The sequence below is a fragment of the Williamsia sp. D3 genome (assembly GCF_000506245.1).
Lineage (GTDB): Bacteria > Actinomycetota > Actinomycetes > Mycobacteriales > Mycobacteriaceae > Williamsia > Williamsia muralis.
Genome location: NZ_AYTE01000018.1, coordinates 146,231 through 167,778, shown reverse-complemented (window position 1 = coordinate 167,778; position 21,548 = coordinate 146,231). Strand labels below are relative to the sequence as shown.

Sequence of the window (21,548 nt, the reverse complement as noted above, 5' to 3'; positions counted from 1 at the left end):
CACCGCAATTTTCACGGCCTGGGAATGACCGTAGGTCCAGGAGGGTCGTCGATCAACGCGACTCGCCCTAACCCTGAACCTAAACTCGAGCTTTAGACGATTCGTGACCCCACGGTTTCCGTTCTGTGATCCAAGCCGGTTGCATCACCGCCAGAACGGAAGGCTCATGCGCCTCCGGTGGCCTTGAAGTCGTCCGGAGACACCGAGTCGAGGAACTCCTTGAACTTCTCCACCTCGTCCTCTTTGACCTCGCCTGCCGGTTCGTCGTCGGCGTCGTCGCTGTCGTCGCTGTCGTCATCGGGCATCAGCAACCCGGCTTCGGCGAGTACGGACTCCTCGGCGTAGATCGGCACCTCTGCCCGCATCGCGATCGCAATGGAATCCGAGGGCCGGGCGGAGATGCGCAGATCCCCGGCGAACACCAGGTCTGCGTAGAAGGTGCCCTCTTGCATGTCGACGATGCGGACTTCGACGAGTTCATGACCGAGCGCATTGATCAGGTTGACGATCAAGTCGTGCGTCAGCGGTCGGGGCGGCTCGATACCCTTCTGTCGCAAGGCAATCGAGGCTGCTTCGCTCTGCCCGATCCAGATGGGCAGGAAGCGCTCACCACTGGTCTCCTGCAGGAGCAGGACCGGCTGGCTCTGCGGCGGTTCGACCCGGATACCTACAACGCGCATTTCACTCATGCGATCGGCCCTCCCAACGCTTGTGTGGGCGAATGCTGCACCGCCATCAATCCTATGGCAAGTGAGGCCGTGCGACGACCGAGAAAAGCCAAGAGGCTCAGTCGAGCACTTCGCGGACGGCCTGCTTGACCAACTGGGTGTGCAGTGTCACCGACAGGGCGGCGATCTCTCGCACCATCTCCTCGGCCCGGTCGCGGGCCCCGGTGCCCTTGCCTTTGGCGATGGGCCCGGCGATCTGCGCGACCAGACCCGCTTCGCGTTCCGCCGAGACCTTGAATGCCCGCAGATGCCGCGCCTGGAGACCGAAGTTCGCGAGGGCTGCAGCTGCAGCGACCAGCCTCACCGCATCCTCATCGAAGAAACCGCGAGGACCCGGCACGAGCAGACCGTTGTCGCACAGTTCGGTGACAAAAGCCGAGTCGACCCCGGTGCGCTCGAGGAGAGTGTCACGGCTGAGTCGGCCACCCCCGCCCTCCGAGAAGTCCGTCGCCGGCGCCACCCAGTTCTTCGCGGAAGACAGCAGTCGGGGCCCGGCTTGTGTATCGGACTGAGCGCCACGATCGATCTCGTCGAGTTGTTCTTTGATCACCTTGAGCGGGAGGTAACGATCGCGCTGAGCAGTCAGCACGAACCGCAACCGCTCGCAGTCCGCCCGGCTGAATCGCCGGTAACCCGATGGCGACCGCTCGGGTGTGATCAGACCTTCCGACTCGAGAAACCGGATCTTCGAGATGGTGACATCCGGGAATTCGCCGCGCAGCTGATCGAGGACCGAGCCGATTGACATCGATCCTTCAGATTGCTGCCCCGCCGACGGAGAGGTCACGCGTTCGAGGAACCTTCGTCACCACTGGGGCCGGTCAGGAAGACGAGGCGGAACTTGCCGATCTGCACCTCGTCGCCGTTGGCGAGAACGGCGGAATCGACCGGCTCGCGGTTGACGTAGGTGCCGTTGAGGCTGCCCACATCCACCACCTGGAAGTCGTTGTCGCCCAAGCGGAACTCAGCGTGACGGCGACTGACTGTCACGTCGTCGAGGAAGATGTCGCTGTCGGGGTGCCGACCGGCCGATGTGGTGGCCTGGTCGAGCAGAAAACGAGAACCGGCGTTGGGGCCGCGTTTGACGACGAGCAGCGCGGTGCCTGCGGAGAGCCGCTCGACGCCGCTGTCGGCCGATACGGTGGCGGATCCTCCGGTCGACTCCATCTCTTTGATGAAATCGGCCCGGAAGACCGAAGTGGTCTCTACCGGAGCCTCGATGTCCTTCTCGTTGTCGCTCACCAATTCTCCTTCTTCGTAATTGTCCCCGGGGCCCGGAAGGGGGCCAAGTCGTTCCACGGCATTTCGGCGGTCGATCGCTCACACGCCGGATTCGTCCTCATCAAGTGGTTTGGGGAATTACCCGTGACCTAGACCGTACCCTGCCATCGGCCGCAGATGCATAAAGCTGCTGCATACAGTTCCCAAACCGACCCGTCACGGGTTGCCCTATCCGGCAGTGACTTCGCGATATCCGGACGCATCGAGCATCTCACCCAACACGGCGTCGAGATCTGCGTCGTCACCGACGTTGATCTCCACCAACCAGCCCATGCCGTAGGGCTCGGAGTTGACCAGGTCAGGACTTTCTTCGAGCCGGTCGTTCACATTGGTCACGACTCCGGCGAGTGGACCGAAGATGTCCGACACGCTCTTCGTCGACTCGACCTCGGCGAACGACTCCCCCACGACCACCTCGTCATCCACCGCGGGCAACTGAACGAAGACGACGTCGCCGAGCTGGTCCTGCGCGTAATCGGTGATCCCGACCCGAACGGTCGTGTCGGACACCTTTTTCACCCACTCGTGCTCGGTGGTGTAACGCAGATCGTCGGGAGTCTGCTTGTCGGTCACGTGTGACGCCTTCCGGTTAAGCATTCGCTTCGGGGGTTGAAGGGAGAATTTAGCGCACAATCGGTGTTCATCTCACCGGGGCGAGTTGTCTGGTGAGCTTTTCGCGTGATGCACGGGCGGCATCGTGCGCATCACCTGAACCACCTGTATCCAGTAGAGGACAAACGACCACAGGTACATGCCCGTGCCCCAGATCATGAAGGCCCATCCACAGGGATAGAAGATGTCGCCTATGACCGAATCGAGTTGCCCGGCAAGGATCATCGGGAACCCGTACATCAGCGCGAACGTCGCCGCCTTGCCGATGTAGATCACGGGCAGGGCCGTGAGGCCGCGGCTGCGTAGCAGGGGCGCGCTCGCCAGCAAGAGGACGTCGCGGCCGATGAGTACACCGATCAGCCACCACGGCATGATCCCGCGGATCGCCAGGCCGATCGGTATGACCAGCATGTAGAGCCGATCGGCTGCGGGATCGAGGAGGGCGCCCAACCTGGACGATTGGTTCATCAGTCGGGCTATCTTGCCGTCCGCCCAGTCGGACAGCCCCGCGAAGAACAAGATCGCGAACGCCCAGCCGTCGGCTTCCTTCGCCAGCAGAACCCAGAGGAACACCGGCACCATCACGAGCCGAACGGCGCTGAGCAAGTTCGGAACGGTGAATATCCGATTCGTTTCCACAACCGGTTCCGGGCCGATCTCCTCCATGCGAACTACCCTGTCACATCCGCCGCATTCGGCGTTTCGCGGTTGTCCGGCGCCTCGGTGCCGGCGCTCGTTGTCGTCAGCGCCCGGTCTGACCGTCGATCAGCTCGCGCAAGATGTCGGCGTGACCCGCGTGGCGTCCCGTCTCCTCGATCATGTGGGTCAGAGCCCAACGAACGCTTGGCGCAGGACGTCCCGGCCCGGAACGTGGCAGACGCGCGGCAAGATCGGCATAACCGTCGAGGACATCGTTTGCCGACTCGACGGCCTGCCGGTACCTGGCGATCACGTCATCGACGCTGTCCGATGCCTCGGCGGTGAAGGTCGACTGCCACCTGGTGACCGTCTCGCCGAGGAATGTCGCCCGTTCCACATGTACGAGATGGTTGAGCAGGCCGAGCAAGTTCGTTCCGGAAGGTACGGCGGCCGTCCGCACCTGCGGTTCGGGAGCGCCTTCCACCTTCGCGACGATCGACGTCCTCAAGTAGTCGAGAAATCCTCTGAGTACCTCTACTTCGCTGCTACCGGTCCGGGGCGGCGGCGTGTCTCGACGACGCCTGACGCGACCGGACGAGCTCGTGGTCCCCATGGCCGGTTCCTCCGTTTGTCCGCCATCCGCGACGTCGGACAGCCTGCCTGGCCAGCGTCGCCCAGACGGCTCCGTCTGTCACGAAAACTTGCCGCATCGGCAAGAACGGCCCGACACATTCCAGACACCGAACCCGCGGGCCACCTTGCGCAGGCCCGCCCCGACCGCTAGCGGAAGATGCCGATGATGCCCTGGAGCGCCTTTGCGCCACCGGAGCTGAACGGGCTGTCGTGCACCATGTACGTCCATGTGGTGGTCGAGCGGCGGAGGTCGGCCTGCTCCAGGTCGACACCGTCCGCAGTGATGACGGCTTCACGGAATGTCTTGCGAGCGTTGTCGACTGCTTCCCCGGGCAATCTGCCGAACTCATCGAGGATCAGCTTGTGGAACTCGTCGAGGGGGGACTCACGACCGAGTGAACGCAGGTGGATGCTGGCCCGGACGTCTGAGACGAATGCGAGATGGTCGGCCCATGCGCGATCGAGATGGAACAGCATGATCTCGCGTGCGGCCTGCTCGAGGACGGCCACGGGGACGGGCTCGGCTTTCTCGACCGGTACCGACGAGTTGGACTCGACAGCGGTCTCAGCAGGTTCGTCGTCCACCGACTTCGTATCGGGAGCGTTGTCCGAATCGGCTGTTTCGGCCGGCTCGGGGAGGTCTCCGGTCAGTTCGCGGTACCGATCGTTTTCCAGGTCCTTCAGCTCTGTGAGAGCGGTGTCGGTTGTTAGCAGCTTCATGCGCCGAGCGATCACGATGTCGCGTTGCTGGTTCACCAGTTGGTTGTAACGCCAGGTGTTCGCATGCAGCTCGAGCATGACGCCCTCGGCCACCCGCTGGGCTTGCTCGATCAGGTCGACACCCTTGGAGCCCAGCGACCCGTCCTCGGACGAACTGACCGGGTCGCGTTTGAGCGTGAGGTTGCGCGTGACAACCGGATCCTCCACGCTCGAGAAGAACACCGAGCGGCCCGGATCCCCTTGTCGCCCAGCCCGGCCGCGCAACTGGTTGTCGAGTCGTTCGGTGTCGTGGCGACCGGTACCGACCACGCAGAGTCCGCCGAGTTCGACCACTTCGTCCCGCTCGGACGTCGATTCGCCGTCCTTCTGGCCTGCGGAGCCGCCGAGCTTGATGTCGGTGCCTCGCCCGGCCATCTGAGTCGACACGGTGACGGCATTCTTGGCACCGGCCTCAGCGATGATCTTGGCTTCTTCGGCATCGTTCTTGGCGTTGAGGACCACACTCTGCACACCGGCCCGGCCGAGGAGGTGGGCGAGCTCTTCGGACTCCGCGACGTCGTGCGTACCGATCAGGATCGGCTGCCCGGTTTCGTGGATCTCCTTGACGAACTCGACGACGGCTTCGGCCTTGTTGGCTTTTGTGTCGTAGACCCGGTCGACCTCGTCGACACGGATGTTCTTCGTGTTGGGCGGGATCTGCGACACGGCCAGGTGATAGAACTGCCGGAATTGCTCACCGGCCGCCAGCGCCGTACCGGTCATCCCGCACACCTTCGGGTAACGCCCGATCAGCGCCTGAACGGTGATGGTGTCGATCACCTCGCCCGAATCGGTTTGCGCCAGGCCTTCTTTCAGCTCGACGGCTGCCTGCAGGCCATCAGGCCATCGCTGCAGCTGGGCGACCCGCCCACGCGAGGCGTTGATGAGGTGGACTCCCCCGTCGCGCACGATGTAGTGCACGTCGCGTTCGAGCAGGATGTGTGCGTGCATCGCCACGTTGACGTGCACGAGCGTGGTACCCACATGCTCTTCGTCGTACAGGTTGATGCCACCGAGTTCTTGCTCGATGAACGCAGCACCCTCGTCGGTCAGGTAGACGTTCCTGCCCTCGGCGTCGATCTCGTAGTGCGTCTTCTTCAACTTGCCGACGGCATCGTGGATGGGTTTGTCAGGCACTTCACCGGTCGTCGCACCGGCGAGGATCAGCGGCACCAGCGCTTCGTCGACGAGCACCGAGTCGGCCTCGTCGATGATCGCCACGTCCGGTTTGGGTGACACGAGGTCTTCTGCTCGGGTGGCGAGCTGGTCACGCAGGACGTCGAAACCCACCTCGTTGACCGAACCGTAGGTGATGTCGGTGTCGTAGGCAGCCTTGCGCTCCTCGCGCGTGGAGTTCTCCGACACCGCCGACGACGAGATGGCGAACTGGTCGAACAGAGGCTTCATCCACTCCGCGTCACGAGTGGCGAGGTAGTCGTTCACCGAGACCACGTGCACCCGATGCCCCTGCAGCACATAGCCGATCGCGGCGATTGCACCGGCCAACGTCTTGCCTTCACCGGTGGCCATCTCGATGATGTCGCCCTCGAGCAGCCGAAGCGCACCCTGCAGCTGTACGTCGAACGGCCGCATGTCCAGCGCCCGATCTCCGGCTTCACGGACCAGCGCCAGGAAACGGGCCCGGTCCTCTCCTTCGGGGTCGGTGATGTCGAGCTTCTCCGCCTCGGTGGCGAAGTTCTCGTCGCTCAGCTCCGCCGCCCATGAGTCATGGTCGCCGGACTTCTTGATCAAGGTCAGAGACTTCGACTGGTTGCGCGAAGACTGCGCTCCCAGCAGTCGCCACATGTTGTTCGTGAGCTTTCCCACCGAGCCGTACTCCCGTCCATCTGCAAAAGTGCCGTGCTCCACCGTACGCGGAGTGCGTCCGCGGGATACCGTACGCGGCAGGCTTCCCGAGCAATCAGACTCTGCCACTTTCGCGCTGGTCACGGGAGCAATATGATTCCGTCCCGGAGGTGGCCAATGAGCTCGGATCGCGGTTCCGATCGGTCCAGACCGCCGGCATTCAGGTTCGCGGTTCGCGCAGCGGTCGCCGGCGCGGTGCTGGGATGCGCAGTCGGTCTCGGCGCATACAACAACTGGCTCGTCTCCCTCTTGGTGGGCGTCCCCCTGGTGATCACTGCACTCGTCATCTCGCCGCGTCCCCGCCGGATCGACGGAATGCTGAAGGCAGGGCAGTCCCGCAAACAGATCCCGGTGACGATCGAGGCACTGACCAGATCAAGCCTCGACGCGTCGGATGTGCAGCCCACACTTGTGACGGCAACGATCTCACCGCCCAATGACACCGACTATCGCGCGCGTTGGCTGACGGCGATGCCCAAGCCTGTCGCCGCAACCGTCCTGCAGGACGCCGACACCACACTTCCCTCTGCCCTGATCCCGCCTCGGCCCGACACCTCGCTGTCCTACGACGCGGGTCTCGCGCCGGGTAAGGCCACAGAGTTCGGTAATCACCCGCCGAACTCCACGCTGCTGCAACCTCTGATCACAATCCTCGTGGCGGTTGCACTGTTCGTCGGTGTCGGCGACGCATGGCACATCTCGGTGTCGCTGCCGGATCCCGGGTTCGGTACAACAGCGGACGGTGACAGCGATGGATCGAAACGAAGTGCGCAAGAACGCGTGGACGGGATGCTGGCCAAAATTGGCACCTTGGAGCCATCGGCCGCAACCAACATCTTGAGTCTGAGCTTGGGAAGTTATGGCAGCGACAACATCTCCCTCCTCGACAGCCAAACGGGTGAGAGCATAAATCTGAACTACTCCGAATCCAGCGGCGACTGGGGAAGAGCCTCCCGGTCGACGACTCCTCTCAGGAGTGGACGTACCTTTCGCACCGACGACATCTCGCGGATGAGTTTCACCACGATCGTGGACCAAATGAAAGCTGCACTCCCCGAGAACGTAAGAGCTTTCGAATCGATGACCATCGCACGATCGGAGGACGACCAGCCGGTCTTGGCCACAGGGACGTTCCACGAAGTGGATGAAGACGCCCCAAACCAGACGGCCTCAATCCAGGCAAACACCGATGGCGCCGTTGCTACCTGGTACCAGCCCGGCGACTTCGAGACCTCGTTCACGCTCGCGCGAGAAGCCATGAACCTGTTCGGTATCCCAATCGGCCAGCCAATCGTCAACCGCTTCGAGATCCGAGGGAATCTACCGAGCACCCCGACTGTCCGAGCGGGAGATATCCAGAATTCAGGTGGCCTCCTCATCGACTTCACCGATAGGAATGTCGACGCACGCGTGGTCCAGGCACCCGGATCGTTCCCACAACTCCTGGTCACCGGCAAAAACACGAATGGGCGATTGCCCGCAGGCTCAGTGGCTTTCCGCGACATATCGAGTGCAACCTTCAAGACCGTGCGCGAGGACTACATGCGCCGACACGGCGTTGACATCTTTGATCGCGATGCAGTCGATATACAGACCTCGTACGAGTACGCCCAGGACGACTACCAGACCGTCATCATGATCGCGATGCGCCCGCAAGCCATCACTGACTACTACTCGGCTCAGGGTGTCTTCCTAGAAACCCAGTGAGCGCTCTGTCGATCAGTCCGCCTCCAACGCCCTTCGCCGTCCAGCATCGATTTCCTCCATCGCCTGCGGCTGTGGATGAAGGCTGCCGCGGTCGGTCAGGTCGGTGACGATCTGCTTGATCTGGTTCAGGTACTCGGCCTGCTGCTCGCCCTGGACGTTTCGCGCATTCTCCAGCAGCGACAACGCGACGGTGAGTTCTTTCTGGTCGTTCGCCTCGAGTAACCCGGTACCCACCGCGCGCCCATATTTCTCACAATCAACCCACGCCTTGCGCAGGTCGACGACTGCCTGCTGATACTCGTCGGCACGGTCGATGTTGACCGGGAACGTATCGGTGCGCAGCTCTTGGGCGCGGTTCAACGTCGTGTGGAAGATCTCCACGGTGTCGACCGACACGTCGGTGACGGCCGGGAACCGGATGAGCAGTTCGGGCTCGAGTTCGTACTGTGCGTAGTCCGCCAGCACATCATCGTGTTGTTTGATTGCCGCCTGCCACAACCGTTGTGCGGCTTCCTCGCTGTCGGCGTTCGCGATGCGAGGGATCAACCGGCCGGGCGGGGGCTGTGCAGGTTGATAACCCGGCTCTGCCGCTGCGGGTTTGGCGAGGTCACCTGTGGCCTTACCCACCCTGACCATGCGCTTGGCGGGCTGATGGGCGCGGAGGCGGGCGATCACCTCCGCCGCGGCCGGGTCCGACTCGATCGCCGCGATCTGCCACTCCTGATCCGGGTTGCTCTCGAACCGCAGACGCAGGTACCGGGAGCCTCGGACGTGGAACTGATCAGCGCGCGACGACCGGCTGACGGAAGTGTCGGTTGCCAGCTCCGAACTCTGTTTGACCGACAGCAGCGAGTCGAGCGGAAAGGAGTGCAGTGCGGAGTCGGCAGTGCCGAAGTGGACCATCTCATCGTCCACGGTGATCGTCACGGCCGGCAGGTCACGGATGCGGCCCAACGCCGCCAGCAGCAAGCCCAGCCCCAATGTCACGATGACGATGAGACCGGTTGTCATGGGCGGGGCATCGACGATCGTCAGAGCGACCAACTCCAGCAGCGAGGCGATCACGAGCGCGCTCGCAGCTGTTGCGAGCCGTTCGTGAGTCGTACTGCGGTACTCGGTTCGGCACGTGACCGATGCGGGGCCGGAACTGCTCGCCACGTCTCGCCTCCTACGGTGCGCCGCACTGCTCGCGACGCTTACACCGCGGGACTTTACCTCTGATCGGACAGCGCCTCGCGAACAATCGGGGCGACCTTCTCGCCGTACAGTTCGATGCTTCGCATCTTGGCTTCATGGGACAGGGTGCCGTTGCCGTACTTCATGTCGAAACGGGTGACCTTCAGTGCCCGCACATTCTGAATGATCTTCGCAGCAACGGTGTCCGGAGAACCCACATACAACGAACCGTCCGGGCCTGCCGCCTGTTCGAACTGACCGCGTGTCGTCGCCGGCCATCCTCGTTCCCGGCCGATCCGGTTCATCTGATCGCGGTAATGGGGCCACAGTTCTTCACGGGCCTGTTCGTCACTGTCGGAGACATGACCCGGCGAGTGCATTGCCACCGGCAGCTCGGCATGCCCGAACTCGGTCAGCGCGCGATGGTAGAGGTCGACGAACGGTTCGAACCGGGCCGGTTCACCGCCGATGATGGCCAGCACCAACGGTATTCCGTATCGCGCCGCGCGTACCACCGACTCCGGCGAGCCACCGACACCGATCCAGGTGGTCAACCCTCCCTTCGCGGTTTTCGGGAACACCTCCTGGCCGGTCAAGGGCGCCCGGTGACCACCAGTCCAGGTGATCGGGCCCTCGGATCGCAGCTCGGCGAACAGGTCCAGCTTCTCGGAGAACAACTCCTCGTACTGCCCGAGGTCGTAGCCGAACAACGGGAACGATTCGGTGAACGAGCCGCGCCCCAGGATGACCTCCGCCCGGCCATCAGAGATCGCGTCGAGGGTAGCGAAGCGCTGGTACACGCGGATCGGGTCATCTGAGCTCAGTATGGTCACAGCTGTTCCCAGACGGATGGACTCTGTCTGAGCCGCAATCGCGGCCAGGACCACCTCAGGCGCTGAGACGGCAAAATCCTCGCGGTGATGCTCACCGACACCGAAGAAGTCCAAGCCCACACTGTCGGCGAGAACCCCTTCTGCAACGACATCACGGATGACCTGGTCATACGAGAGTGGCTCACCATCCGTACCGGCAGTGCGATCGCCGAATGTGTCCAGGCCGAGTTCCACGGCCGACGATTTTGATATGGGCATCGAGGTGTCCTTCTTCCTTCGCGGTCACGTGGGCAACCACATCAAGGCTCCGAAGATTCCCGCGGCCGTCTGGACGCCGGCGGGCTCGTCTGAACGCGCCCGCCAACGGGTTGACATCGGTGGTTCAGTGAAACGATGGTTCCTCTACCCAATCTGCTCGCGTTCATCGTCGCCGCAGTTGTGCTGATAGCCGTTCCGGGGCCCAGTGTGCTGTTTGTGGTCGGACGTTCGATCACATACGGCAGGCGAGTCGGGCTCCTGAGCGTGCTCGGCAACACCATGGGCCTGATCCCTCAGATCGTCGCTGTCGCCCTGGGCGTCGGCGCCGTGGTGTCCGCGTCGGCAACCATGTTCACGGTCATCAAAGCAGCCGGTGCGGTGTACCTGGTCTATCTAGGGGTCCAAGCGATCCGTCATCGCCACCGCATCCACGCGGGCGCCGGTCCCGGCCCTGAAGTGACGACGAGGCGCGTTGTGACACAGGGCTTCACTGTTGGCTTCACGAACCCCAAGGCACTGGTGTTCCTGGCAGCCGTCCTCCCCCAATTCGTCGAACCCGCCTCAGGCACCCCCGGATTTCAGATGTTTGTCCTAGGGGCGGTCTTTGTCGTGATCGGGTTGATCTGCGACAGCGCGTGGGCGATGGTCGCATCGGTCACCCGCTCATGGTTCACCGATTCACCCCGGCGGCAGGCACAGTTGAGCGCGACCGGTGGATTGATGATGATCGGGTTGGGCGGCACGCTCGCGTTGTCCGGCAACAAGGCCTGAGGCGGATCGTCCAGCCCGGTGGTTCACAATCGCTGACGACGCGCTTGCAACCCAGTAGGCTCCCTCCATGGGAAAGAAGGACAGCGGCAAGAAGAGCAAGGCCCAGAAGATCCCCAAAGATGTCTACGAGGCCGAGCTCTTCCGCTTGCAATCCGAGTTCGTGAAGTTGCAAGAGTGGGTGAAGGACACCGGTACCCGGGTCGTCGTGATCTTCGAGGGCCGTGACGCAGCCGGCAAGGGCGGCACGATCAAGCGCATCACCGAATATCTGTCGCCCCGAGTTGTCCGCGTGACCGCATTGCCCGCACCCACCGACCGCGAGCGCGGCCAGTGGTACTACCAGCGATACATCGCCCACCTGCCGGCGCCCGGCGAGATCACCATCTTCGACCGATCCTGGTACAACCGGGCGGGCGTGGAAAAAGTGATGGGCTTCTGCACACCCACAGAGCACTCCCTGTTCCTGCGTCAGACCCCGATCTTCGAACAGATGCTCCTCGACGACGGGATCATCCTTCGCAAGTACTGGTTCTCGGTGTCCGACGACGAGCAACTCCGACGTTTCCGGTCACGACTCAATGATCCTGTGCGGCAATGGAAACTGAGTCCAATGGACCTCGAATCGGTGTATCGCTGGGAGGATTATTCTCGCGCGAAGGACGAGATGATGGTGCACACAGACACCCCGAACAGTCCCTGGTATGTGGTCGAATCGGACGTCAAGAAGCACGCTCGCCTGAACATGATGTCGCATCTGCTGTCCACGATCGACTATCACGAGGTGAAGAAACCGAAAGTCGACTTGCCCGAGAAGCCGATCGACACCGGAACCTATCAACGACCTCCTCGCGAACTGACGACCTACGTCCCCGACCATGTGTCCGAACTGGTCGGCGACGTCGAGACCTGATACGTCAGAGGCCGCCTATGTCGCGTAGGCCTCGGTCGGCTGGGTCAACCGGATGCTGTTCCCGGATGGGTCTCTGAACCCGGCGTCGATCCCATACGGCCTTTGCTCGGGTACCTCGGTGAACTCGACCCCGCGGGCTGTGAGCTTCTCGTATTCCGACTGACAATCGTCGGTGGTGAGAAACACCGTGCCGGCGAAACCCTTGGTGACGAGCGAGAGGATCTCGTCGTGCGTGGACTCGCTCACCATCGGTGGTGCCGGGATGGCCATCAGGATGACGGTCACATCGTCTTGCCCGGGCGGCGCCACGGTCAGCCAACGAAATCCACCCAACTCCGGCACGGTCGCGTCGGACCGCACCTCCATGCCCAGTTGCTCGGTGTAGAACTTCAGCGCGATGTCTTGATCGTGAACCCAGATCTGCGCTCCGGCGATTCTCATGATGAACTCCTGTGCTCGAGTGGTGTTTACACAGTCGACGCTAACGCCGCGCTGCCGGTCGAGTCTTCTCCCCGTGTGCTGTTCGTCGACTCGCCCGATCTCCAGGATTCGGTTGCTACAGCCGACTGTCGGGCGCGGGACGACTGAACGTACGAACCACGCACGCGGGCACCATCGCTCGGTCGGCTGCGGCAGGCAGACTGGCCCGATAACGGGCCGGCGTGAGTCCGTAGGTTCGCTTGAAGCTCGTGGTGAAAGACCCGACACTGCGCAAACCGACGGCCACACATACATCTGCCACCGAATAGTCGGTGTTACGCAACAGTGCCGCAGCACGTTCGAGTCGACGCGTCTGCAGGTAGGTGTGCGGCGTTTCACCGAAAGCACGCGTGAAAGCGCGGCTGAAATGCGCTCGCGACAACATTGCAGCCGCAGCCATCTGATCGACGGTCAGTTCGCCGGCGTACTGCGTGTCGATCAGATCTCTGGCGCGGAGCAGATACCGCGACGGGGGAAGGCTGCCCACATGGCCACTATCGCACGCCCAACTGACGCAGACCATCCCCCGGAGGTGGTGCTCCAAAGACAGAACCGCCCAGACGGGCGGTGCCCCTTGATCACCCGGCTCTCACGGCGATCACCGCATGGCCGGCGTCCTCCGATACGTTGCCGTCACGGTGAAATGGGCGTCGCGGAGGTGCTGTGAGATCTTCGCCTGCCGATCGTCTACTGAGCCCGGACCTTGGCCGTAGACCAGCACCAAACGACCCTTGGGCCGGAGCGCGCCACGTAACACTGCCAGCTCATCCTCTGCGGACGACGTCCAGAAGACGTTGACGTTGATCGCGAGCGCTGCGTCGAAAGAAGCGGTGTCGACTCGTAGTGCGCTGAGATCGCTCTGTTCCACTCGCAGTCGTCCATCGGCGACAAAGCCGGCACAGCGTCTGGTCGTTCGACTGACCGCTGTGGCCGACCTGTCGATTGCCAGCATGTCGCCGTCGGACAATGTGGCGCACAACAACTGCGCCGCCACTCCGTTTCCACAGCCGATTTCGAGCAGCCTCTCCCGGGGCCGTGGCGCCAGGAGTTCAGCCGCCCACAGCACACGTGCAGGTATATCCGCTGCACGCACCTCGATTACCCGACAGAGCGGTCGCTGTCGCTCCAGTACTGCTTGCGCAGCGCCTTCTTGTCCGGTTTGCCCAAAGCGGTCAACGGCAGGGCGTCGGCGACGATGATCTGCTTCGGCGACTGGACCGCACCCTTGCGCTCTTTGACCGCGTCCTGGATCTCGGTGGTCATCCGCGCGATCGACGATTCGTCCGTGGGCGCGTCGGACCGCAGCACCACGATGGCGGTCACCGCTTCACCCCACTTCTCGTCGGGAACTCCGATCACGCCGACCTGCGCAACCGAAGGATGTTCGGCGACAACATCTTCGACTTCGCGGGGGAAAACATTGAACCCGCCGGTGACGATCATGTCCTTGGTGCGGTCGACGATGAACCAGAAGCCGTCCTCGTCTTCTCTGGCGACATCCCCGGTGCGAAGCCAGCCGTCTCGAAATGCTTCTGCCGTTGCTTCGGGTAGCCCCCAATAGCCACCCGCCAACAGCGGACCGGCGACGCAGATCTCCCCGGGCTCCCCTACCGCGACCGGCTTGTCGTCTTCACCCAGGAGGGCGGTGCGCAAGAACGCGGACGGACGACCGCAACTGGACAGCCGCTTGTCATCGTGGGCATCCTTGGGAAGGTAGCTGATCACCATCGGTGCTTCAGACTGACCGTAGTACTGCGCGAAGATCGGACCGAAGCGTTTGATGGCCTCGGCCAGCCGAACGGGGTTGATCGCGGATGCTCCGTAGTAGACGGTCTCCAGCGACGACAGGTCGCGCGTGTGCGAGTCGGGATGGTCCATCAAGGCGTACAGCATCGATGGCACCAGCATGGTGGCGGTGATCTTCTGTTCTTCGATGGTGCGCAGCACCTCGGCGGGATCGAACTTCGGCAACACCACCATCGAGCCGCCCTTCATCAGGGTCGGTACGAAGAACGCAGCCCCAGCATGCGACAGCGGCGTGCACATCAGGAATTTCGGGTGCTCCGGCCATTCCCATTCCGAGAGCTGAATCTGCGTCATCGTCGACATTGCCGAAGCAGTCCCGATGACTCCCTTCGGCTTTCCGGTTGTACCACCGGTGTACGTGATCGACACGATGTGATCGGGGGGAAGATCAGCCGCTTTGAGAGGCTTGGCCTCGAACCGCTGCGACTCCGCAATCACATCGCGGGCGACGTCCGAGAGTTCAGATGGAACCGGGCCCAGCGTGAGCACCTGCTTGAGACTGTCGACACGCTCGAGGAGTGCGGCCGCGCGCTCGACGAACATCGGCACCGGGTCGATGACCAGGGTGGTGATCTGTGCGTCGCTCAGCACATATGCATGGTCGTCGAGCGATCCGAGCGGATGCAGAGCACTGCGTCGCCAACCCTGGGTTTGTCCCGCTCCGATGACCAACAGGACCTCTGGCCGGTTGAGAGCCAACAGGCCGACCGCACTGCCCGATCCGGCACCAAGTGATTCGAACGCCTGGGTGTACTTGCTGATCTGCTCGGCCATCTGCCCCCCGGTGAGGGTGGTGTCGCCGAGGAACAGAACCGGCTCGTTCGCATGGCGGCGCAGCGCCGCGACCATGAGGTGGCCCAGGTGGGTGCCGCCGCGCAGATGGTCGAAATCGGTGGGGGTATCCGCAGAAACTGTCATGTCGTCAGACTAGAACGTGTTACAGATTTGGGGAAGTTCTTCACCAAAACCGCCGGTGATCGGCGTCGTGGTAGAAAAGCGCGGTGGGTGAATCGGACCAACAGACCTTGACCGTGGCGGCCGTGTGTTTTTCCGACGACCACCAGAGGATTCTCACCGTGCGCAAGTCGGACACACGGATGTTCATGTTCCCGGGCGGCAAACTCGAAGCCGGCGAGGACGCGACCGCTGCCGCGATTCGCGAGGTGGACGAGGAGATCGGGATCCGGCTCACTGCTGACGACCTGATGCTCGTGGGCACCTTCCGGGCACCCGCGGCCAACGAGACCGACACCATGATCTCCGCCACGGTCTTCAGCTCACGACTTCCCGCAATCCCCATCGCCTCGGCGGAAATCGCCGAACTGCGGTGGGTGCACCGCACTGATACCGGCGCAGATTTGGCACCGCTGTTGCGCGATCACGTCTTCCCGGTGATGAACGCTCGCTGAGATGTTGTGCAGGCGCCACAACCCGGCCTGTCCAGCGCGCGTTCGACCGCTCTCCGGCGGCCGCTAATCCGTTTGACCGTTCCTCGTGTTGCGCACATGCTGGACGAGTGCGGTTCCGCCCGATCGAGCGTCACGATCTACCTCTGATCCAGCGATGGCTGGACCAGCCGCATGTGGCGAGATTCTGGAACCACGACACGTCCGACGCGGCCGTAGAGCGGGACTTTGGTGGAAGCATCACGGGAACAGAACCGTGTGAGGTCTTCATCGCGATACACGATGGCGCGCCGATCGGTCTGATCCAGCGGTATCTGCTCTCCGCCTATCCCGAGGATCTCGTCGAGATGCAAACCCTGGTCTCCGTACCTCCGAACGCTTTGTCTGTCGACTACTTCATAGGTGTCCCTGATCTCACCGGCCAGGGATTGGGCACTGCCATGATCCGCGAGATGGTCGACAAGTCATGGGTCGATCATCCCTCGTCCGACACGATCATCGTTCCGGTTGCGGTGGCCAACCCCGCTTCGTGGCGAGCTCTGCTCGCTGCCGGCTTCACCCAGATCGCGACCGGGTATCTCACACCGGACAATCCCATCGACGACGGTCGACACCACGTGTTCCGAACGGACCGGCCCTAGTCGGGCGCTTCTCATCGTCACAGCGACGAAATGAGCCCGTTATAGATCATTCGTAGGGTTCGCAGGTCAGGGCTTTCCCAGAACAAGGTGGAGAGTCCGTGCCTGAAGGGTCTAACACATGAGTGGAAACAACATCCGGCTTGCCGCGATCACTGCGGTCGAGGCGTACACGCCGCCTCCCCCCAGCTTCGACACGGCCGAGGCTCCCGGAGACATCTTCGGCGAGAACGTGTTCAACAAATCGGTCATGCTCAAACGCCTACCGAAGAATGTCTACAAGTCCGTCATGGCGACGATCGAAAAAGGGACCACATTGGATCCCGCGATCGCCGACGCCGTCGCGTCAGCGATGAAGGATTGGGCACTGGAGAAGGGCGCGACGCATTACGCTCACGTCTTCTATCCCCTGACTGGCCTGACCGCGGAGAAGCACGACAGCTTCCTCGAGCCGGCGAGCGACGGTTCGACACTCGCAGAGTTCCAGGGCAAAACGCTCATCCAGGGTGAGCCCGATGCGTCGAGCTTCCCCAACGGCGGACTTCGCAACACCTTCGAGGCACGCGGGTACACCGGCTGGGATGTGACCAGTCCGGCATATGTGTTGGAGAATCCGAACGGCAACACTCTCTGCATCCCAACGGTTTTCGTCTCGATGACAGGCGAGGCCCTGGATCACAAGACCCCGCTCCTCCGTTCACAGCAGGCGATGGGCAAGCACGCCGAGCGTGTACTCCGGCTGTTCGGCCACTCGAACCCCGGCCACATCGTGGCCTTCTGCGGGCCTGAGCAGGAGTACTTCCTGGTGGATCGACACTTCTTTCTCGCGCGTCCCGACCTGATCAATGCCGGCCGCACCTTGTTCGGCACCAAGCCGCCCAAGGGCCAGGAGTTCGACGACCACTATTTCGGTGCCATCCCCGAGCGGGTCCTCGGATTCATGATGGACACCGAACGTGAACTGTTCAAACTCGGGATCCCTGCCAAGACCCGGCACAACGAGGTGGCGCCAGGGCAATTCGAGATCGCGCCGATGTTCGAACGGGGCAACATCGCGGCCGACCATCAGCAGCTCCTCATGACAACCTTCAAGACCGTTGCCAAGAAGCACGGCATGGAGTGCCTGTTCCACGAGAAGCCATTCGAAGGCGTGAACGGTTCGGGCAAGCATGTGAACTTCTCGCTCGGCAACGACAAGTTCGGCAGCCTCCTGGTTCCAGGCGACACTCCTCATGAGAACGCGCAATTCCTGGTCTTCTGCGCGGCTGTCATCCGCGCCGTACACCTGCACGCAGGGCTCCTTCGGGTCTCGGTCGCCTCGGCCACCAACGACCATCGCCTCGGCGCCAACGAGGCGCCTCCGGCCATCGTCTCGATCTTCCTCGGTGAGCAGCTGGCCGACGTGTTCGAGCAGATCGCCAAGGGCGAGGCCACCTCGTCAAAGGGCAAGGGCACCATGATCATCGGCGTGGACACCCTCCCTGTGCTGCCGACCGATCCGGGCGATCGAAACCGCACCAGCTCCTTCGCCTTCACCGGGAATCGATTCGAGTTCAGGGCGCCGGGCTCGATGCAGACGATCAGCGAACCCATGGTTGTCCTGAACACCATCATGGCCGACTCGCTGGACCATTGCGCGACCGTTCTCGAGGAAGCGGTCAAGGAAGGTGTCCAGTTCGACACCGCCGTTCAGAAGCTGCTCACCGACATCATCACCGAACACGGCGCCGTGGTGTTCAACGGCGACGGCTACTCCGATACGTGGCCGATCGAAGCGGAGTCGCGCGGCCTGCCGAACCTGAAGACCACCGTCGACGCATTGCCAGAACTGATCTCTGCCAAGTCGATCGAACTCTTCTCCAAGTACGGCGTGTTCAACGAGCGCGAGATGCACAGCCGCTACGAGATCGGTTTGGAGCATTACACCCTGACGATCGGGGTCGAGGCCAAGCTCACCCTCGAGATCGGGTCGACCCTGGTGCTACCGGCGGCGGTCAGGTACCAGACAGAATTGGCGACCAACGTCGGAGCGTTGAAAGCGGCAGGCGTGGAAGCAGATCTCACACTCCTCAACGCACTGTCCGAACCGCTTGCAGCACTGACGAGCGGTTTGACGCACCTCAAGGAAGCTCTGGCGACACACGTCGAGGGAAGCTACGAAGAAGCGGTGCACGCCAAGGACGCACTGCTACCCGCGATGGATGCGGTGCGCGAAGCCGCCGACCAGATCGAAGCACAGATCGCAGATGATCTCTGGCCGCTGCCGACCTACCAGGAGATGCTCTACATCCTGTAGATCAACCAGCTCTCGGTAACCGGGAACATGCTGTCGAACAGAATCGTCGCCCCCATTCGGGGCGACGATTCTGTCTTTCAAAGGCTCTCAGTTCCAGCGGTTTTCGGTGACGAACTCCGAGATCGGCCGACCGTGTGCCCAATCATCGATCTCCAGGGCAGGCCGGTCGGGAAAATCGGGAACAGGTCCGAGGCAGAGCACTGCGACCGGCTCGGCGCCGGGCGGCAGGTCGAGCAGATCACTGAGGACGTCAGGATCGAACAGCGACACCCAGCCCATCCCGAGGCCTTCCGCCCGGGCGGCCAACCACATGTTCTGGATGGCACAGGACACCGAGGCGAGGTCCATTCTCGGCATCGTTCGACGCCCGAAAATGTGCCGGTCGCGGTCGTCGCCGAGTGCCACGACCAGCAGTTCGGCACAATCGAGAACACCTTCGACCTTCAGCTGAAGGAACTCGTCCGACCGCTCCCCCAACGCCTCCGCAGTCCGACACCGTTCTTCGTCGACGATGTCGCGGATCTTCCGGCGCAGCATGTTGTCGGTGATGCGCAGGAATCGCCAGGCTGCATCAGCCCCACACTCGGGGCCGCATGGGCAGCCTGCAGGAGCCGCGTCAGGACTTCCTCGGGCACCACCGAATCGGGAACGAACCGCCGCATGTCTCGTCGTTCGCCGATGGCCCGGTACACGGCTGCTCGTTCAGAGTCGGCGAAAGCGTGCGGATTCACAGGGCGAATGCCTCCTCGAGTTCGGGCACCAGCGCACGAACGGCCGGGCCGGCGGACTCGGGCCAGACGACAGCCAGCAGTGCGGGATCAGGTAGACCGGTGAGGGGAACAACGGTGAGTCGATCACGATGATCGTCCGCCATCGACACGCTCAGTATGCCGATTCCGAGTCCCCTGGCTGCCAGTTCCACGATGGCGTCCGGTGCACTTGCCTCCAGCGCGATCACCGGTTCCACACCGTGAGCACGACATGCTCGGTCGAATGCTGTTCTCAGACCGGTCCCCGCAGGCATGGCGATGATGCGTTGGTCGGCGATATCGTTCACGCTCAAGCTTTTCCGCCTGTCCAACGAGTGGCCCACAGGCACCATCGCACACAAACCTTCACTCATGATCGTCATCGAGTTTAGCCCGGACGGAAGACGACCGGCCGCACCGATCAGAGCGAGATCGATCGTTCCACTGCGTACTTCACCGACCATCAGGTCCGATGAGCTCTCGCGCAACACCACCTCCACCCCGGGATGCGATCGATGGAACTTCTCCAAGGCGGCAAACAACGGCGTGATGGTGCAACCGGTCACCATGCCGATGGTGAGGTGGCCGCGCAGCAAACCCGCCACCTCGTCGACAGCCTGTTCCACTCCCGCAGCCGCAGCCAGCGCATGCCGAGCCGGCTCGAGTGCCGCACGCCCAGCCGGCGTCAGCCGCACCACCCGACTGGAGCGGTCGAACAATTCGCAGTTCAGCTCCTTCTCGAGCTGCCTGATCTGTGCGCTCACCCCGGATTGACTGATGTGAACCCGTTCTGCCGCACGCGTGAAGTTCGATTCGTCAGCCACCGCGACGAAGTACTCGAGTTGACGTAGCTCCATATCCAGTAATTCTAGTTTGCAGAAGAACAATCCGTTGGACTTCTTGAACAGCGGACGTGAGGCTGAATTCAGTCACATACCGACCAACGAGGAGACATCGTGCCGAATCGAGAACGGGCGCTGCGCCCTGAGGACCTGACCCGACTGTTCGTCGAACGCTGCAACGCAGGCGACGCGGAGGGGGTGGCATTGCTCTACGAAGACGAGGCTGTCATGGCCTATCCCCCGGGCGAGCAGACCGTTGGTCGCGCAGCCATTCAGGCGTTGTGGGAGAAGGTGCTGACGTCGCGGCCACAGTTCGAACCAGAGGCGCCCCTGCCGACACTCATCAGCGGAGACATCGCCTTGACGTCAACACCACCCCGAGACGGGTCAGGCGCACGAGCACAGGTGGTGCGGCGTCAACCCGACGGCAGCTGGCTCAGGCTGCTCGACCAGCCGGAGTTCGTCCCACCGTCTGCCGATTGACCTCTAACCGGACAGCGGACCGTGTGGATCGACGAGCAGTGTCACCTGAGCAGCAAACCAGCGACACCACAGATCACCGCTCCATCGCTGTTCGTCGACCAACATCAGCCACACCCGCCGGGACGCCATCGTCCACACCGCATCCACGATGAGCGTCTCGGGTTCGGCGTCAAGGATCAGCGACAGCGCAAATCGGACTTCGTTGTGACGGGTGCGTTCGCGTTCGGCGAGCCGCGAAGCCGCCTCGGTATCGGTGACTGCCGCCTGATCGAGCACGGCCTGGATGACCGCTGACCGTTCGTGCGCACCGCAGAGCCATCGTGCCCCGGCCGCTATTCGCGAGCGCCGATCGCCGACGCCCATCGCGCGATACTCGGGCATCTCTCGAACTGGGATGGCCCGACCATCAGAGAGCGCACCGTCGATACACGCGTCGAGCAGCGCCAACTTCGATTCGAATTGGGAGTAGACCGTCTGACGCGTGACTCCCGCGGCGGCAGCGACTTTCGCCATCGTGGTGGGCACCCACCCTTCCTCGACGAACATCGCGTGCGCCGCTGCCACGACTGCGCGTCGAGTTTCCTGGGCTCGTTCTGCGCGTACCTCCGACGAGTATGTGCGGACCATTCGATCAGCCTATATTCATTTGACTTTACGCGCTGTAATCTCAATTGG

Annotated in this window: 22 protein-coding genes and 1 pseudogene; 7 read left to right on the top strand and 16 right to left on the bottom strand. The window is 62.7% G+C overall.

What is annotated here, in order from left to right; genetic code table 11:
- Positions 1-164: 164 nt before the first annotated feature.
- The 7 genes from W823_RS42580 to secA2 form a co-directional block, all read right to left on the bottom strand.
- Complete coding sequence (locus W823_RS42580) at positions 165-689, bottom strand: bifunctional nuclease family protein (RefSeq protein WP_023958049.1); 525 nt, start codon at positions 687-689, stop codon at positions 165-167.
- 97 nt (positions 690-786) lie between these two features.
- Positions 787-1,476 (bottom strand): MerR family transcriptional regulator, encoded by a 690-nt coding sequence (locus W823_RS42575; protein ID WP_031332255.1) that lies wholly within the window; start codon positions 1,474-1,476, stop codon positions 787-789.
- A 35-nt stretch (positions 1,477-1,511) separates the two neighbouring features.
- Positions 1,512-1,970 (bottom strand): glycogen accumulation regulator GarA, encoded by a 459-nt coding sequence (garA, locus tag W823_RS42570; RefSeq protein ID WP_030162599.1) that lies wholly within the window; start codon positions 1,968-1,970, stop codon positions 1,512-1,514.
- A 207-nt stretch (positions 1,971-2,177) separates the two neighbouring features.
- Entirely contained in the window at positions 2,178-2,582 is a 405-nt protein-coding gene (gene gcvH / locus W823_RS42565) for a glycine cleavage system protein GcvH (RefSeq protein WP_023958043.1), read from the bottom strand.
- 72 nt (positions 2,583-2,654) lie between these two features.
- Positions 2,655-3,287 carry a CDP-alcohol phosphatidyltransferase family protein gene (locus W823_RS42560; protein ID WP_023958041.1) on the bottom strand — a complete coding sequence of 211 codons (633 nt, stop codon included), beginning with the start codon at positions 3,285-3,287 and terminating at the stop codon, positions 2,655-2,657.
- Positions 3,288-3,363: 76 nt separating this feature from the next.
- Positions 3,364-3,873 (bottom strand): DinB family protein, encoded by a 510-nt coding sequence (locus tag W823_RS42555; protein WP_023958039.1) that lies wholly within the window; start codon positions 3,871-3,873, stop codon positions 3,364-3,366.
- A gap of 167 nt (positions 3,874-4,040) precedes the next feature.
- Positions 4,041-6,479, bottom strand: coding sequence for an accessory Sec system translocase SecA2 (secA2, locus tag W823_RS42550; protein ID WP_023958037.1), 2,439 nt, complete (start codon positions 6,477-6,479; stop codon positions 4,041-4,043).
- Between the two features lie 156 nt (positions 6,480-6,635).
- On the opposite strand from secA2, the gene W823_RS42545 reads away from it, so the two are divergent.
- Positions 6,636-8,225: a hypothetical protein gene (locus tag W823_RS42545; protein WP_023958034.1), complete on the top strand. Its 1,590-nt coding sequence runs from the start codon at positions 6,636-6,638 to the stop codon at positions 8,223-8,225.
- Between the two features lie 12 nt (positions 8,226-8,237).
- Here W823_RS42545 and W823_RS42540 read toward each other — a convergent pair whose 3' ends face one another.
- Together W823_RS42540 and W823_RS42535 are read right to left on the bottom strand one after the other, a co-directional pair.
- Complete coding sequence (locus W823_RS42540; RefSeq protein ID WP_031332251.1) at positions 8,238-9,383, bottom strand: hypothetical protein; 1,146 nt, start codon at positions 9,381-9,383, stop codon at positions 8,238-8,240.
- Positions 9,384-9,436: 53 nt separating this feature from the next.
- Positions 9,437-10,492: an LLM class flavin-dependent oxidoreductase gene (locus tag W823_RS42535; protein WP_031332250.1), complete on the bottom strand. Its 1,056-nt coding sequence runs from the start codon at positions 10,490-10,492 to the stop codon at positions 9,437-9,439.
- Between the two features lie 135 nt (positions 10,493-10,627).
- On the opposite strand from W823_RS42535, the gene W823_RS42530 reads away from it, so the two are divergent.
- Positions 10,628-11,263 (top strand): LysE family translocator, encoded by a 636-nt coding sequence (locus tag W823_RS42530; protein ID WP_023958028.1) that lies wholly within the window; start codon positions 10,628-10,630, stop codon positions 11,261-11,263.
- A gap of 67 nt (positions 11,264-11,330) precedes the next feature.
- Positions 11,331-12,173 (top strand): polyphosphate kinase 2, encoded by an 843-nt coding sequence (gene ppk2 / locus W823_RS42525; RefSeq protein ID WP_023958027.1) that lies wholly within the window; start codon positions 11,331-11,333, stop codon positions 12,171-12,173.
- A gap of 15 nt (positions 12,174-12,188) precedes the next feature.
- Here ppk2 and W823_RS0129080 read toward each other — a convergent pair whose 3' ends face one another.
- The 4 genes from W823_RS0129080 to fadD8 all read right to left on the bottom strand — a co-directional run bounded on the left by W823_RS0129080 (position 12,189) and on the right by fadD8 (position 15,377).
- The gene (locus tag W823_RS0129080) at positions 12,189-12,617 is read right to left on the bottom strand and encodes a VOC family protein (RefSeq protein ID WP_031332249.1); all 429 of its coding nucleotides are present in this window, start codon (positions 12,615-12,617) and stop codon (positions 12,189-12,191) included.
- 112 nt (positions 12,618-12,729) lie between these two features.
- A complete protein-coding gene (locus tag W823_RS42520) occupies positions 12,730-13,140 on the bottom strand; it encodes a helix-turn-helix domain-containing protein (RefSeq protein WP_051406500.1) in 411 nt (136 codons plus the stop codon).
- A 111-nt stretch (positions 13,141-13,251) separates the two neighbouring features.
- Positions 13,252-13,746, bottom strand: a complete 495-nt coding sequence (locus tag W823_RS42515) for a class I SAM-dependent methyltransferase (protein ID WP_023958023.1) — start codon at positions 13,744-13,746, stop codon at positions 13,252-13,254.
- A 5-nt stretch (positions 13,747-13,751) separates the two neighbouring features.
- Complete coding sequence (gene fadD8, locus W823_RS42510) at positions 13,752-15,377, bottom strand: fatty-acid--CoA ligase FadD8 (RefSeq protein ID WP_023958021.1); 1,626 nt, start codon at positions 15,375-15,377, stop codon at positions 13,752-13,754.
- Positions 15,378-15,460: 83 nt separating this feature from the next.
- Between fadD8 and W823_RS42505 the strand changes: the two genes are divergently transcribed.
- The 3 genes from W823_RS42505 to W823_RS42495 all read left to right on the top strand — a co-directional run bounded on the left by W823_RS42505 (position 15,461) and on the right by W823_RS42495 (position 18,799).
- Positions 15,461-15,868 carry an NUDIX domain-containing protein gene (locus tag W823_RS42505; protein ID WP_023958019.1) on the top strand — a complete coding sequence of 136 codons (408 nt, stop codon included), beginning with the start codon at positions 15,461-15,463 and terminating at the stop codon, positions 15,866-15,868.
- A 107-nt stretch (positions 15,869-15,975) separates the two neighbouring features.
- On the top strand, positions 15,976-16,506 hold the full coding sequence (locus W823_RS42500; RefSeq protein ID WP_023958017.1) for a GNAT family N-acetyltransferase: 531 nt from the start codon (positions 15,976-15,978) through the stop codon (positions 16,504-16,506).
- A gap of 118 nt (positions 16,507-16,624) precedes the next feature.
- Positions 16,625-18,799 carry a glutamine synthetase III gene (locus tag W823_RS42495; protein WP_023958015.1) on the top strand — a complete coding sequence of 725 codons (2,175 nt, stop codon included), beginning with the start codon at positions 16,625-16,627 and terminating at the stop codon, positions 18,797-18,799.
- An 87-nt stretch (positions 18,800-18,886) separates the two neighbouring features.
- Here the strand turns inward: W823_RS42495 and bluB are convergent.
- Both bluB and W823_RS42485 read right to left on the bottom strand, forming a co-directional pair.
- A pseudogene (gene bluB, locus W823_RS42490) lies at positions 18,887-19,530 on the bottom strand (5,6-dimethylbenzimidazole synthase).
- Positions 19,527-20,405 (bottom strand): LysR family transcriptional regulator, encoded by an 879-nt coding sequence (locus W823_RS42485; protein WP_023958013.1) that lies wholly within the window; start codon positions 20,403-20,405, stop codon positions 19,527-19,529. Before W823_RS42485 ends, bluB begins: the two are co-directional and overlap by 4 nt.
- 99 nt (positions 20,406-20,504) lie before the next feature.
- Between W823_RS42485 and W823_RS42480 the strand changes: the two genes are divergently transcribed.
- Entirely contained in the window at positions 20,505-20,873 is a 369-nt protein-coding gene (locus W823_RS42480; RefSeq protein ID WP_023958011.1) for a nuclear transport factor 2 family protein, read from the top strand.
- A gap of 3 nt (positions 20,874-20,876) precedes the next feature.
- Here W823_RS42480 and W823_RS42475 read toward each other — a convergent pair whose 3' ends face one another.
- Entirely contained in the window at positions 20,877-21,500 is a 624-nt protein-coding gene (locus tag W823_RS42475) for a TetR/AcrR family transcriptional regulator (RefSeq protein ID WP_023958009.1), read from the bottom strand.
- Between the last annotated feature and the right edge of the window lie 48 nt (positions 21,501-21,548).

Coding starts and splice junctions, on each gene's coding strand:
- W823_RS42575 (WP_031332255.1), bottom strand. CDS start 1,476: ATGTCAATCGGCTCGGTCCTCGATCAGCTGCGCGGCGAATTCCCGGAT.
- ppk2 (WP_023958027.1), top strand. CDS start 11,331: ATGGGAAAGAAGGACAGCGGCAAGAAGAGCAAGGCCCAGAAGATCCCC.
- W823_RS42545 (WP_023958034.1), top strand. CDS start 6,636: ATGAGCTCGGATCGCGGTTCCGATCGGTCCAGACCGCCGGCATTCAGG.
- W823_RS42535 (WP_031332250.1), bottom strand. CDS start 10,492: ATGCCCATATCAAAATCGTCGGCCGTGGAACTCGGCCTGGACACATTC.
- W823_RS42530 (WP_023958028.1), top strand. CDS start 10,628: ATGGTTCCTCTACCCAATCTGCTCGCGTTCATCGTCGCCGCAGTTGTG.
- fadD8 (WP_023958021.1), bottom strand. CDS start 15,377: ATGACAGTTTCTGCGGATACCCCCACCGATTTCGACCATCTGCGCGGC.
- W823_RS42485 (WP_023958013.1), bottom strand. CDS start 20,405: ATGGAGCTACGTCAACTCGAGTACTTCGTCGCGGTGGCTGACGAATCG.
- W823_RS42580 (WP_023958049.1), bottom strand. CDS start 689: ATGAGTGAAATGCGCGTTGTAGGTATCCGGGTCGAACCGCCGCAGAGC.
- W823_RS42560 (WP_023958041.1), bottom strand. CDS start 3,287: ATGGAGGAGATCGGCCCGGAACCGGTTGTGGAAACGAATCGGATATTC.
- W823_RS42475 (WP_023958009.1), bottom strand. CDS start 21,500: ATGGTCCGCACATACTCGTCGGAGGTACGCGCAGAACGAGCCCAGGAA.
- W823_RS42555 (WP_023958039.1), bottom strand. CDS start 3,873: ATGGGGACCACGAGCTCGTCCGGTCGCGTCAGGCGTCGTCGAGACACG.
- W823_RS42495 (WP_023958015.1), top strand. CDS start 16,625: ATGAGTGGAAACAACATCCGGCTTGCCGCGATCACTGCGGTCGAGGCG.